Origin of the sequence: Paenibacillus spongiae (assembly GCF_024734895.1) — a bacterium.
GTDB classification, from domain to species: domain Bacteria; phylum Bacillota; class Bacilli; order Paenibacillales; family Paenibacillaceae; genus Paenibacillus_Z; species Paenibacillus_Z spongiae.
In genome coordinates this window covers 1,384,225-1,397,848 of record NZ_CP091430.1, presented here as the reverse complement: position 1 = coordinate 1,397,848, position 13,624 = coordinate 1,384,225, and the positions used below count along the sequence as shown (strand labels likewise).

Below are 13,624 nucleotides of genomic sequence, written 5' to 3'. Positions count from 1 at the left end.
AGCATTAGAATAATGGATTTCTTATTTAAAAACAAGCGAATGACGGTCCTCGTTCATCCCTGCTGGCGGTTATGTTAGAATGGGGAAGAACCTATTTTCGAGAACGGGAGATGAAATGATGATTAAAATTGGATTTATCGGACTCGGAACGATGGGCTCACCTATGGCCGCCAATTTATTGCGCAAAGGCTTCCCGGTTACCGTATTTAATCGGACACCCGGCAAAGCTGCCGAGCTCACCGGGCTTGGAGCAGCCTCTGCCGCCACTCCTGCGGAAGTAACGCGCGACGCTGATCTCGTCATAACTATGATAAGCAACGATAATGCCATTCAGGAAGTCTACTATGGAGACAACGGCATTCTGGGCGCAGTGAAGCCCGGAACGGTCGTCATGGACAGCAGCACAATCTCGCCTTCGCTCGCCAAACAGCTCGCAGAAGATGCGGCTTCGAAGCAAGCTAAATTTCTCGATGCGCCCGTAACGGGCAGCAAGCCGGCGGCGGAGAGCGGTACGCTTGTATTTATGATCGGCGGCGATGAGGCGGTTGTGGACAAAATAAAGGAGCCGCTGCTTGCCATGGGCCGTAATATCATCTACATGGGACCAAGCGGCAGCGGCGCTACGGCCAAGCTGGCCCATAATACCATTGTCGGCATCAATATAGCAGCCTTTGTCGAAGGCTTGGCGATCGCCACAAGCGGCGGAATCGATCCGTCCGCTTTCCTGGAACTCGTTAATTCCGGCGGGGCTGCCAGCAAAATGGCGGAGCTCAAAACACCCAAGTTGCTGGGCCGCGATTTCAGCGTCCAATTCTCGCTTGAGCTCATGCTGAAGGATTTACGACTTTCCTCGGTGCTTTCAGACAGTCTCAAGACGCCTACGCCTATGCTGGAAGCGGCGAAAAGCCTCTTTCAAATGGGCGAGTCCAAAGGACTCGGCGAGCTCGATGTGTCCGCTCTGGGCCAATGCTATGAGGAATGGATCGGTAAACAGCTCAACGGGCCGAAGCTGTAGGTGAAGTGGTACATGGCTATGTGCCTCTTGAGCGCAGCTTGCAGTAACGGTAAAAAAGGGCGCTACAGCAAGCCGCGGATGAGGCTGGACAGGCTGTAACGCCCTTTTTCGGCCTTACGGCAGCAGAATTCTGCTGACGACTGCCGGCTCGAGCTCCGTAACGGTAAAAAAGGGCGTTACGGCAAGCCGCGGCTGAGGCTGGACAGGCTGTAACGCCCTTTTTCGGCCTTGCGGCAGCGGGCTGCTCTCCTCAACAAAAAAGGCTGCTCTACGCCACCCTTTCCGGGTTACAGCGTAAAGCAGCCTTTGTTCTTTTATAGGGAGCGGGCAGGTTACTCCTTCACGTAAGAGCAGCAATAGTCGGTTACTGTTGCAATCTGCAGCTTGAACTTCGAGTTAGCCGGTACGGTAAATTCGCCTTCGCCGGAAATCGTAATCCACTCAGCCTCTCCCGGCAAGAGCACCTTCAAGTCGCCTGCGAGAATTTCCATAATTTCTTTCTCATCCGTACCGAATTCATATTCGCCCGGCATCATGATGCCGAGCGTTTTTTTCGTGCCGTCTGCGAACAGAACGGTACGGCTGGTCACTTTGCCGTCAAAATAAATGTTAGCTTTCTTCACGACCGATACTTGATCAAATTGGGACATCGAGGATCGACTTCTCCTTTATTATGGGATTTGATAATTGCAATAGATGAAGCGGAGCAGTGTGCCATGCTTTCCTGGGTTCCATCTTCAATCCAACAACAAAGCGAGGCAGGAAGCCGCTCGAAAGCGGCTTGCAAGCCCCGCGTTGCTATCCTTGACTGCTGCTACAGAAGCGCTTTGACTTTGCTGACGACATTGTCGACTGTAAAGCCGTATTCCTGAATCACGCGATCGCCCTTAGCCGAAGCCCCGAACGTGCTGATTCCAAGAATCGCGCCCTTCTCGCCAACGTAGCGCTCCCAGCCGAATGGCGAAGCCATCTCGACAGCAAGACGCGCTTTCACGTCAGGCAGCAATACTGAATCTTTATAGGATTGCGGCTGCTGCTCGAACAGATCCCAGCTTGGCATGCTGATGACGCGCACTTGGATGCCTTCGGCAGCAAGTGCTTGCTGAGCCGCAACAGCCAGCTGTACCTCGGAACCGGTCGCAATGATTTGCGCTTGCGGTTTGCCGTCAGCCGCGTCCGATACGACATAAGCGCCTTTCTTGATGCCTTCGCGGGAGTTCGCGACGGCGCCTTCGAGAATTGGCAGGTTCTGGCGCGTCAATACGAGCGCAACCGGCTTGCTCTGATTCTCCAGGGCAAATGCCCATGCGGCCGAAGTTTCATTCGCATCCGCAGGACGGATAACCGTCAGATCCGGAATGATGCGCAGCGATGCCAGCTGTTCGATCGGCTCATGCGTCGGGCCGTCTTCGCCAACGGCGATGCTGTCATGCGTCAGGACGTAGACTACCGGCTGCTTCATCAGTGCGGACAGACGAACCGCAGGACGGAGGTAATCCGTGAAGACGAAGAACGTTCCGCCGAAGACGCGCAAGCCGCCGTGCAAGCTAATGCCGTTCATCGCGCAGGCCATGCCGAATTCACGGACGCCGAAGTAGATGTTACGGCCTTCATAGCTGCCCGGTTTAAATACTGGCAGACCTTTAAGATGCGTCATTGTCGAGCTTTCCAGGTCAGCCGAACCGCCGACAAGGCTAGGGACGTTCTTCGCCAGACCGTTCAATGCATTGCCGGACGCAACACGCGTCGAAACAGCCTTATCCTCAGCCGTGTAAACCGGCAGATCGCGATCCCAGCCTTCCGGCAATTGGCCGCTTACAGCCGCTTCGAATTGCGCTGCAAGCTCCGGATGCGCGGATTTGTAAGAAGCAAGCATGGCATTCCAGTCCGCATTCGCTTTCTCGCCTTTTGCTTTCACTTCTGCAAAATGAGCTCTAACCTCGGCAGGCACATGGAAACCCTCTTCATGCTCCCAGCCATAGAACTCCTTCGTCAGCTTCGTTTCTTCTGCACCAAGCGGGCTGCCGTGCGTTCCGCCATGTCCGCCCTTGCCGCCCTTGTTCGGGCTGCCGTATCCGATGACCGTCTTGACTTCGATCAATGTCGGTTTGGAGATCTCCGCTTGTGCAGCTGCAACCGCCTTGGCGAGGGCGTCCAGATCGTTGCCGTCTTCGACGCGGAGTACTTGCCAGCCATAAGCTTCAAAACGGGCCTGTACATTCTCGGAGAACGACAGATTCAGTTCGCCGTCAAGCGAGATATCGTTGGAATCATACAGCACCACAAGCTTGCCGAGCTTCAAGTGTGCCGCGAGTGAAGCCGCCTCGTTGGACACGCCCTCCATCAAATCCCCATCGCCGCAAATCGCGTACGTATAATGATCGATTACGTTCATGCCTTCTTTATTATATGTCGCGCCAAGCTGAGCTTCTGCCATCGCCATGCCGACTGACATAGCAACGCCTTGACCCAGCGGGCCTGTGGTAGCGTCAACGCCGGCAGTATGTCCAAACTCCGGATGGCCTGGCGTTTTGGAGCCCCACTGACGGAAGTTTTGCAGCTCTTCTATCGGCAGATCGTAGCCTGTAAGGTGCAGCAGGCTGTATAGCAGCATGGAGCCGTGGCCGGCCGACAAGACGAACCGGTCGCGGTTAATCCAGCTTGGGTTCGAAGGGTTATGCTTCATGCTTTTCGTGAATAATTGATAACCCATTGGGGCGGCACCCATCGGCATACCAGGGTGTCCGGAATTCGCTTTATCGATCGAATCGATCGCTAGTGTCCGAATCGTATCAATAGAGAGCTGATCGATGGATTTTTGCGTAACTGTCATTGCGAGAACTCCTCCTATTCCTTACTTCTGATCCTTGTATGTAGCACGCGCATCACGCATTGGCTTTGAAATATTGTACCATTAGCGATGTCGCATTTCCACAGGTAACAAAAAATTATGCCGCTTAATGGCGGTTTACGCGCCTAGCGTCAGAAACGCCGGTCGTTACGCCCCGGAAGACGATCGCCGATGCAGAATCCGTTCTTAAGTATGCCATAAAAAAGCGAGGACTACCCGCATGCTGGACGGTAGTCCTCGATGTTAATGCTATGACAAGCAGCAGCTTTCGATTACGGAAGCGGAACCTCTTCGGCAATTACCATCACGACATTGCCTTGCGCGGTTTCCGCCCGGAATTGCCGCGCCAGCACATACCCGTCCCGGTCCGCCCTAATGATGCAGCCGGATCCTGTAATATCCTCGAAGTTGTGAATACATGTGACCGGATCCCCTTTGCGTACGAACGCCCCGATCGGCACAAGCGGCTCGGAAATGCCGGAAACCGGTGCGGTCACCCAACGGTCGATATCCGTATTCGCAACCAGTAAAGTTCGCTCCCATCCGCTGGGCAGTAGGGACACCCTTTCCCCTGCCAGCATGCCGTGAAGCTTCAAAACATTGTATAGCCCCTCGTAACCCCATCTTACGCCGTCCAGATCGGCCGACTCGCCGTAGCCAAGCTCGGTGCCGATCGTAATTTTACCCATCTTCTCCGCTTCTTCCGTCAACAGGCCCGACCCCATATCGCTGGTGTAGATCATCGTGAACGGTGTGCCGAAGGCAAATGCCGTTTCCACGGACGCTTTGAAGAGGGTGGGATCGGCAATCTGATGAAAGCTTGTGCAGCGAATCGTCTCCAGCTCTCTGCCAGCCGAATGAATATCGATCACGATATCGGACCGCGTCAGCACCTCGTCGGTAACGAACCTGGCAATACGCGAGGTAATGGTTCCCTTGGCATCGCCCGGGAAAGCCCGGTTCATGTTCCCTCCGTCCAGTGGCGATTCTCTCCGTCCTGCCTGGAAGGCGGGCACATTCAACACCGGAATAATAATGACCCTGCCGCTCAGCTCCTTATAATCCAATGACGCGATCAACTTCTTCGCTGCAATCGGCCCTTCGTATTCATTGCCGTGCGTCCCTCCGATGACGGTCAGCGTCTTGCCCGGTTTTTCGCCGCAGATGACGCAAAGCGGTACGCGCACGCGCGCCCAGTTACCGTCGCTCGTAAACGGAACATGATAGGTTCGCTTCCCGGGCTGGTCCCAATCCAGCTTCGATACAGGGGTAACATCCAGAATCAATCCGTTCCCTCCTCCTCTCATTCAATCCCTTGCTTCTTCCGTAAGCTTTAGCCTCTCAACTCCGGCCCATTGCTCTGGAGAATCGCGCAAGCAGTGCCTCAACGCGCGGTCCGAACCTTTCCATATCGATCCCGCTCATCCATTCCCGCTGACCTTCATATTCACGATGAGGGGAAGCGGCGACGCGAAAAGCATGATGCAGCGTCCAGCGGAAATGCCCTTCCGGGTTGTAGCCCCTATGGAGAATGTTCGGATAGTAAAATACGGCGTCGCCCGCTTCGAGCTCCACGACGAGCTCGCCGGGCACGGACCCGCTTGGATTTTGCCGCAACGCCTCGTTCTGCTCCTCCGTCAGCTTCCGCAGATGGCTTCCCGGCACTATAGTCAAATAGCGATCATGGAAGAGCGCCGCGTTCATCTGGCATAAGTCTCTTGCATCGCGCAGCAAATCCGTTACTTCGGAGGGGCTATTCAGCGGAACGAGATCCCGATGCCAATTTTGCACATAGCCTTGTCCGTCACCGCTTGCAAGCATTCCGAAAAGACTGTAGCGGATCGGCTGTTCCAGTATACGTTCAATAATCTCGATAATATTGGAGTGTTCTAACGAATCCGCGAGCTCCTGTTGAAAGTAAGCCGGACTTAGCATATTGCCGATGCGATTCACGATGCCCTTCTCCTTGTTGATCCAGGGAACGTCGATGCCTTCTCCCGATTGAGCGCGATCGATGATTTTCTGAATGCCCTGCTTGATCGTCTCTACCTGATCTGCATTATACAGCTGCCGAACAATGAGGTAGCCCTGTTCATAATACTGCTCCTTATCAGCCGCGGAAATCATAGCTGCACCCCTTTCATTTTTCCGGAAATTCTACCCGAACGAGATTGCAAAACCGCCGGCATACGGCGAGTAGTGATAATAATGATAGCGCTTCCTTATTGCATCGATTTCGTTCCCGCTATCCGCATCGATATTAATCGAGGATTCACACCGCTCCCTTCTTTAGTTCGGCGAAAAGCCGTTTCATCTTGCGATTCCATTATTCCGTGATACGATCATAACAAAAAAGGAATAAATAGCAATATATGTTTATGGCTAAATTTCTATTGGACTCGGCTGAACCTATCGAGGACGCTAAACCTGATGAATAGTTTTGAATTTCATCTCCACCGTCAAGCATTCCAGAACGCACCTGCATCAAATTGCATCAAATCGCATCGACAGGTCTGTTATATGCATGTTTTGATCATCGTTTCCCCCATTCGCCCATCAAAAAAAGACGCGCCGGCCAGGTTTCCCCTCCGACACGTCTTCGCAGCTAATATGGATTTAAAACACGACCGTCTTGTTATTATGAACAAGGATCCGGTCTTCTGCATGCCACTTCACTGCGCGGGCAAGAACGACACGCTCGATTGTCCGGCCAATGCGCTTCAGATCGTCGACGTTGTCGCGATGACTGACACGCTGAACGTCCTGCTCGATAATCGGTCCGCCGTCCAGTTCTTCTGTTACGTAGTGCGCCGTTGCGCCAATGATCTTCACACCGCGCTGGTAGGCTTGCGCATAAGGCTTGCCGCCGACAAATGCGGGAAGGAACGAATGATGGATGTTAATAATCCGGTTCGGGAACTGCTCGATAAATTTCGGCGAAATAATCTGCATGTAGCGTGCGAGCACGATCAGATCCGCTTTATCCGAGACGAGCTCCAGCTGCTTCTTCTCGGCCTCCGCTTTCGTATCCGATGTAACCGGAACATGATGGTACGGGATGCCGAATGATTCGACAAGCTCGCGCATGTCAGGGTGATTGCTGATCACCATGGCAATATCCGCGTCGAGGTCGCCGGCCTGCCACTGCCAGAGCAGCTCAAGCAAGCAGTGATCTTCTTTGGATACGAAGACGGCCAGTCTCTTCTTCCGGCTGGCGCGGAACGTGCTCCACTTCATGGAGAAGCGGTCCGCCACACGACCGAAATCCTCTTGAAGCACGGGCAGTTCCTTCTCGAGGTCGTTCAAATCGAATTCGAAGCGGATAAAGAACATGCCGCCGCCCGGATCCATGGAATATTGGTCGGATTGAATAATATTAGCGCCATGCTCATATAGGAAATGCGATACAGCAGCCACGATACCCGAACGATCCGGACAGGAAATAAGCATTCTAGCGCGGTTCCGTTTGTCAGGCCGCTGCGATGGCTGCTGGTGAAGAGGCGTGCTTTGCATAAATAATAGTCTTCCTTCCTTACGAGATAATAGTACGCCCCTGCAGCAAGTAACCGCTGCAGGGGCAGCATGTGTCAATGTTAACGGCAGGGTACTGCAGATGATGTCATGGGCGGTTAGGCGTTCACGAGCATCGTTCTTCCTGCAAACCACCCGGTGATGCGCTGATTGACAGCCTCTTCCGTCAGTTCAGGGAAAAGGCGGTTTTCGATTACCAGGTCGTACAGCCTGTCCATCGGCTCGCGCGGATCGGCTTTCTTGGCTTTTGCGTCGGTTTTGAGAATATCCCAGGTGGAGAGCACGTAAGCCCGATGGTCGATATCCTGCTTCCCGAAGAAGTGGTGAAGCCGCTCGATATCTTCCATGAACGCAGCGCCAAAACGGGTCGCCGCATCGTCGCGAAGCAGAGCGATCTCTGCTTCGTACATCGGACGCTGCGTCTTATCGCTCTGACCGATCCACGGCGTCTCCAGAATGAACGGACGGCCTTGGAGCGCTTCGTGGTGAACGATATTGCGTATGGCATCGTAGCCCAGCCAGCCTGCTCCTACCGGCGCGTGCCTGTCTTTTCCAGCTCCGCGTGCATTCTTGCTGTCATTCACATGAACGACGGCGACGCGGTCAAGTCCTACAATACGGTCAAACTCTGTAAGCACGCCATCGATGTCGTCGATCAAATCATATCCGGCATCATGCATATGGCAGGTGTCCATGCACACGGTAAGCCGCTCGTTATCGCGGACCTTGTCGATGATGGCGGCAAGCTCCTCGAAGCTGCGGCCGATTTCCGTTCCTTTGCCGGCCATTGTTTCGAGTGCGATGTTTACGTTTGTTTCCTTCGTACCCTCAAGAACCTCATTCAGCCCCTCGGCGATCCGGGCAATGCCGTACTCCGCATCCTTGTCCGTATAAGCGCCCGGGTGGAGAACGATATTGCGCACGCCGATATGATGGGTACGTCTGATTTCCTCCTGCAAAAACCGCACGGCCAGCTCGAAGGTATCTTCCTTGTAAGACCCCAGGTTAACAATATACGGCGCGTGCACGACGATCTCATCGATGCCGGCAGCCTGCATGGCCGCCTTCCCTTCTTCGATGAACAGATCCTCGATTGGTTTGCGGCGGGTGTTTTGCGGAGCTCCCGTGTAGATCATAAACGAGCTCGACCCATAGGATTCAGCCTCTTTAGTAGCCGTTAACAAGCCTTTATCAGAGAATGATACGTGAGATCCAATCTTTAGCAACGTAATTCGCTCCTTTCTATTGTTATATAAGTTAAACCATTGATTGAGCACAGCCCGCTGCGAAGGCAGAATGTCCTTCCGGTCGCTGTATCTTACATCGTTCAACTTATACAGGTCCTTCAAATTGCTCTATCAACCCTTAATGTCCTAAATATGCTTGTTCTCCTATTTTACAGGGAATAATGAAATAAAGCTAGAGATTCCGCCGCTGCAGCATGTTTTCACTATCTTCCATCCACATCGGCTCCTATGCGAAAAACCGATAGTCGGTTGCAGGCATGAATTCGAGTAGCTTATAATAGAAGCAAAATGCTCATGACCGTAATCGGGAAGCCGGACTAAGGCTGAACGAATGAACTGTCCGAGATAAGTTATCCTGTTTAGAGGTGAACGACTACAATGAATAATGCGCCGGATTGGTTTATGTACTTCATCTTGTTCTGGGCGTTTGTCATGATTATATTCATGTCGATCGGCGGTTTTTTCATGTTCCGCAAGTTTTTGAAGGTGCTGCCGAAGAAAGACGGCAAGTCGAAGCTTGACTGGCAGAACTATTGGGTAGAACGAAGCCGGGGCATGTGGCCGGAAGAATCCAAGGAATTTCTGGATAAGCTTGTATCTCCGGTTCCAAGCGCTTTCCGCGATATTGCGAAGCATTCCATCGCCGCCAGGATTGCCCAGGTTGCAGTGGAGAGCGGGGCTAAAGAAGTGAACAAAGAGCATTGCATCGAAGGCTACATCCGCGCAACCCCTAAACGCGATTACCGCAGTCTGGTTACGTTCATGAACAAGCAAGGGATCGATTATACGCCTTATCAACACTTATTGAACAAATAAGAAGCCGCCAATTTGGCGGCTTTTGCTTTTGGATCGGGAATCTCCCTGGGTTAAGAAAAACTGCCATCGGGTAAACATATAGTAAAGACATAAGGTGGTGTTTCTCATGAATCCAAAGCACAAGAGATATTCGTCAAACATAGTCGGCATCCTGATTGTATTCGTAGCCGCACTTGCGCTTTCCGGCTGCGGCAGTAAAGGAACGTGGGCGGTTAACGCGGCTCCCGGGGTACCGGTCGAAGTGTACTCGAACGGAAATGGAGGCAATCTGGCCTTAAACGGGCTGGAATCGGAAGAACCGGTTGTGAGTCCCGATAGCCTTGAACCCACTTCAGCTGAGCCTTCTAATCCGCCTCTAACCAATATACATCCGGTCACGGACGAACGAATACGTACTGACAAGAACGTCGTGGAAGCGAAGCATACACCCCCTGCACCCTCGGCGATCAAAAAACCGGTCGATAAAAAGCCTGCTGAATGGAATGGAAAAGGGCTCTATATCGGCCAAATCGATACGCACTCCGTAGAAATTACGATGAATGAAGGTCCGACCGTCTTTCAAATAAGCCAGTATATTTCAAGCCAGCTGGAGAAAATCCCGGATCGCTCTAACGGTACGCCAGTCGTATTCAAATATACGGAGAAGGAAATTATCTTGAGCGGAGAGAAGTATATAGAACGTTGGTTAACAAGCATTGAACCATCGGAAGGGTAAAGGTCAGGAGGGGCGTAGAATGAAAATTGCGGTAACCGGCGGAACGGGCTTCGTCGGCAGCGATCTGGTGAAAGCATTGCTGCGGCGCGGGGATGACGTATGGGTCATATCCCGGCGGTCTTCCTCATCTGCCGGGAAGACAGCTCCGCACTCCGGAGCGAAGCAGATTTCGTGGGAGGAACTCGAACAGTCCCCGAGCCGTCTGGAGGGCGTGGAGGCGATCGTTAATTTGGCGGGCGAATCGATCAATCAGCGCTGGAACGATGAAGCGAAGAAACGAATTCTGCAATCGCGGATCGATGCGGCGCAGCGCATTGCCAATCTGATTGATGCTCTGGACAGCAAGCCAAGCGTCGTCGTGAATGCTTCGGGCATCTCCATCTACGGAACTTCGGAGACGGACACCTTCAATGAAGAGAGCGACGCCCGATTGACCGACTTTCTTGGAACCGTCGTCGAGAAGTGGGAGGCCGCAGCCGACCGCATTCCCGTACCTCGGCTTGTGAAGCTGCGAGTCAGCGTCGTGCTCGGTCGCAATGGCGGTGCGTTCCCTCTCATGGCCATGCCTTACCGGATGTTTGCGGGAGGAAGAGTCGGGAGCGGAAAACAATGGCTGTCCTGGATCCATATCGAGGACATGACGCGGCTGCTGTTGTTTTGCATCGATAATACGAGCATCCGTGGTGCCGTCAACGCTAGTTCACCGGATCCGGTAACGAATGATCACTTCGGGCGGTCTATCGCCGCTGCCATGGGCAGGCCTCACTGGTTTCCGGTACCGGCATTCATGATGAAGACATTATTCGGCGAAATGTCCACCCTGCTGCTGGAAGGCCAGCGCGTTCTGCCGCACAAAGCATTAACGCAAGGCTTTGAGTTCCGTTATCCGTCAATCGCAGAAGCTGCGGAAGAGCTGGTTGGCAAGAGCAAACATAGCAGCGCATAGCCAAAGGTTCGGCACGATTCGATTCCGTACGCATGCGAAAGAACAGTAAGCTATCGTTTACCAGGCGGCTGGCCAATAAGTCCGCCTTGCGGTCCATTCTCTCGCTTGCAAGCTTTCGCGTCCCATTGGCTCTTCGAGGCGGCGCCGTGCGCGAACGTGATCAGAACGCCCGGAATTCCGATAATGGTCTATTCTATCTTCCGATACGCAAGCATTGCGTATCGTTTTTTTATCCATCCTAACCTATCCCATCCGAAACGCGTACTTCGGTCCTTTCTCGCCTGCCAGCTGGAGCACGTCTCCGCTCGCGATGCGGTAGCCTTTATAGGGAATCATCGTCTGTCCGTTCAAGGTGCTGCCGTTACGCGATCCGATATCCTTGGCGGTCCAACAGTCTTCCCCTGCCGTCAGCTCCAGATGAGCCCGTGAAATGCCTGAAGACGTGTCCACGTATTGCGTCCCTTCAGGCGATCTTCCGATAATGAAACGTTTCTCTTCCAGTCCCACTCGTTCCAACTGCCCGTTCATCTCCCTCTCCAGCCAAGGCTCATTTCCGCCGGGAGAGCCGTTATCCGAGTGTTCAGACTGCTGGCCCAGCAGTACGGTTGCCTGATTATGCCCGGTCTCAACCGGTTTAATCGATGGCAATGAGGCGGAATTGTCCTGATGGAATGAATGACTTGAACGATCCGGTTGCTGTCTCTCCGGTACCTGAGCGGCAAACCTGCCGCCGCTGCGGCACTCTTCCGCGGCTGGGTTAGTATTCACCTCCGAGGATCTTGTCCGAGCCTCCTCGCGACCGGTAGCCGCTCTGGCATTCAGCAAGATAGAGTTGGGAACAAACCCTTCCTCGTACCCGGACGACTCCTGTTCGGAACCGGATTGGACTCTGTCTAGGGAATCTCTTCTCCGCTTCTTCCCCCAGTAAGCAATTGCTCCCGCCGTAGCCAGCATGGTCAACCCCCCGCTTATTAACAGGCTAGTTTGCGACGGCGCCTCCAGATACAAGTAGCGCCATATGAGGGCGACGGCAATAACGTATACGGCTATCGTTATGAATGAATGCCGTCCTGCCGGCTTATTCTCCTCCTCTATATCCAGCTCGATCAGCGGAAGTTCCTCCTTATCCTGTCGGCGGATACCGGAATCTTCAATCGTTGATGCGAAGGAGGAAGGCTGCAGCTCGTTATGATAGGCCGCGGCATATTCATTTGTAATCGGGTTAACCCGCTGCCGTTCCTGACTTTCCAAGCGGGTTTGCTGTGGATGGACGCCGGCATTGGCAGGCGGAACCGGGGTCTGTTCATAACCGGAACGGTCCGGCCCGCTTAGCTGTCGTAGAAGCGTCTGACGCAGGCTGCCCCAAGATACCCGTTCCTCCCGCAAATGTCGGAACACGCTTTGCATTCCGTTCCCGTCAGGCTGAGTGACATAGCCGATCCAGCGAATGGCCAAAGCTAGTACCGCATCGCCAGGCGAGCCGGAACCGAAATGGCTTGTATTCCGGAGAGGAACGTAGCAGAGAGCGATATCATCCAAACGTTCGCCGGCAAAGACCGTCTGGTCCAGCAGCAGAAATCCATCCTCGCGCAGCATGTAATGCTTGCAATCATCAAGCGCTTCGACAACGGCAAGGAGCAGCGCATAATATTCGGTCATCGAAATAGGCTGCATCTGCAGCCGATGTGACAGCATCCTTCTACCTGACAATGGATAGCGGAATTGAATGTTCCCATCCATATTGATCCATTCCACCTTCAGCAGCTTTGGGATCGGCTGCCCTTGCAGCATCTGAAGCTCCACTTCATCCAAGTCTGCCCGGGCAATACCGGTTTCCCGGTCGACGACCAGCTCGTGTCCGCGATTCAGCGCGAAGTCGATGCGCAGCGGTACCAGTGACATGATTAAGCCCCCTCCATTTCGATACGTTCATGAACATCAGCTCCCAATCATTAGCCAAGCCGTCACGGCGCCCGGCACAGCCGCAATCATAAAAGGAAAGCGCAGCGCCTTGCCCGCTTCAAGCCCCGGCAGAGCCATACGACCGGACTGCCGCGGTACAAGCAGCATAACGGCCCATGCCATAACACGCTGACTAAAGCTCCTTCTCATCAGAAGAAGCGCAAGTCCGACCGCCCCCGCATAAAGAATGGCATACATCATCGTTTGCAGAACGGAATAGGAGCCGATCCACGCGCCCAAGGCCGCGAAGAGCTTGACATCGCCGGCCCCTATACCCTTTAACAAATGAAGCACGAAGAAGGGCGCAAACCCGGTGAACGCGCCAACGATCGCATAGACGCTTCCTTCCATTCCTTCAACCGCGAGGTGATAAATCAATCCAGCGGCAAATGCAGGAACGGTCAGCGCATTCGGAATACGCATGGTACGTACATCGCTGACCAAGGCAATCAACAATAGGATGGCCGCCCCGGCATCCGTAACCTGAAACATCAACAGGAATCGACCTCCTCTTCGTATTTCTCAAATCCACCGCTTCTGC

General features: G+C 53.6%; 12 protein-coding genes. 4 read left to right on the top strand and 8 right to left on the bottom strand.

Annotated elements, in window-relative coordinates; genetic code table 11:
- The first annotated feature begins 118 nt into the window (after positions 1–118).
- Positions 119–1,015, top strand: coding sequence for an NAD(P)-dependent oxidoreductase (locus tag L1F29_RS06350; RefSeq protein WP_258387497.1), 897 nt, complete (start codon positions 119–121; stop codon positions 1,013–1,015).
- Positions 1,016–1,347: 332 nt separating this feature from the next.
- On the opposite strand, the gene ppnP is transcribed toward L1F29_RS06350, so the two are convergent.
- The 6 genes from ppnP to L1F29_RS06320 all read right to left on the bottom strand — a co-directional run bounded on the left by ppnP (position 1,348) and on the right by L1F29_RS06320 (position 8,623).
- Positions 1,348–1,665: a pyrimidine/purine nucleoside phosphorylase gene (ppnP, locus tag L1F29_RS06345; protein WP_258387496.1), complete on the bottom strand. Its 318-nt coding sequence runs from the start codon at positions 1,663–1,665 to the stop codon at positions 1,348–1,350.
- A 164-nt stretch (positions 1,666–1,829) separates the two neighbouring features.
- Positions 1,830–3,848 (bottom strand): transketolase, encoded by a 2,019-nt coding sequence (gene tkt / locus L1F29_RS06340; protein ID WP_258387495.1) that lies wholly within the window; start codon positions 3,846–3,848, stop codon positions 1,830–1,832.
- Between the two features lie 290 nt (positions 3,849–4,138).
- Positions 4,139–5,152 (bottom strand): succinylglutamate desuccinylase/aspartoacylase family protein, encoded by a 1,014-nt coding sequence (locus L1F29_RS06335; RefSeq protein ID WP_258387494.1) that lies wholly within the window; start codon positions 5,150–5,152, stop codon positions 4,139–4,141.
- 55 nt (positions 5,153–5,207) lie between these two features.
- On the bottom strand, positions 5,208–5,993 hold the full coding sequence (locus L1F29_RS06330; protein ID WP_258387493.1) for a phytanoyl-CoA dioxygenase family protein: 786 nt from the start codon (positions 5,991–5,993) through the stop codon (positions 5,208–5,210).
- Positions 5,994–6,482: 489 nt separating this feature from the next.
- The gene (purU, locus tag L1F29_RS06325) at positions 6,483–7,379 is read right to left on the bottom strand and encodes a formyltetrahydrofolate deformylase (RefSeq protein WP_258387492.1); all 897 of its coding nucleotides are present in this window, start codon (positions 7,377–7,379) and stop codon (positions 6,483–6,485) included.
- 116 nt (positions 7,380–7,495) lie between these two features.
- Entirely contained in the window at positions 7,496–8,623 is a 1,128-nt protein-coding gene (locus L1F29_RS06320; RefSeq protein ID WP_258387491.1) for a deoxyribonuclease IV, read from the bottom strand.
- Positions 8,624–9,022: 399 nt separating this feature from the next.
- On the opposite strand from L1F29_RS06320, the gene L1F29_RS06315 reads away from it, so the two are divergent.
- The 3 genes from L1F29_RS06315 (at position 9,023) to L1F29_RS06305 (ending at position 11,121) form a co-directional block, all read left to right on the top strand.
- Complete coding sequence (locus L1F29_RS06315) at positions 9,023–9,460, top strand: DUF2621 family protein (RefSeq protein ID WP_258387490.1); 438 nt, start codon at positions 9,023–9,025, stop codon at positions 9,458–9,460.
- Positions 9,461–9,566: 106 nt separating this feature from the next.
- A complete protein-coding gene (locus L1F29_RS06310; protein ID WP_258387489.1) occupies positions 9,567–10,175 on the top strand; it encodes a LytA/YqiH family protein in 609 nt (202 codons plus the stop codon).
- 19 nt (positions 10,176–10,194) lie between these two features.
- Positions 10,195–11,121, top strand: coding sequence for a TIGR01777 family oxidoreductase (locus L1F29_RS06305; protein ID WP_258387488.1), 927 nt, complete (start codon positions 10,195–10,197; stop codon positions 11,119–11,121).
- Positions 11,122–11,364: 243 nt separating this feature from the next.
- Here L1F29_RS06305 and L1F29_RS06300 read toward each other — a convergent pair whose 3' ends face one another.
- Both L1F29_RS06300 and L1F29_RS06295 read right to left on the bottom strand, forming a co-directional pair.
- A complete protein-coding gene (locus L1F29_RS06300; protein ID WP_258387487.1) occupies positions 11,365–13,023 on the bottom strand; it encodes a DUF6382 and FHA domain-containing protein in 1,659 nt (552 codons plus the stop codon).
- Positions 13,024–13,059: 36 nt separating this feature from the next.
- Positions 13,060–13,575: an A24 family peptidase gene (locus tag L1F29_RS06295; RefSeq protein WP_258389622.1), complete on the bottom strand. Its 516-nt coding sequence runs from the start codon at positions 13,573–13,575 to the stop codon at positions 13,060–13,062.
- Positions 13,576–13,624: the final 49 nt, after the last annotated feature.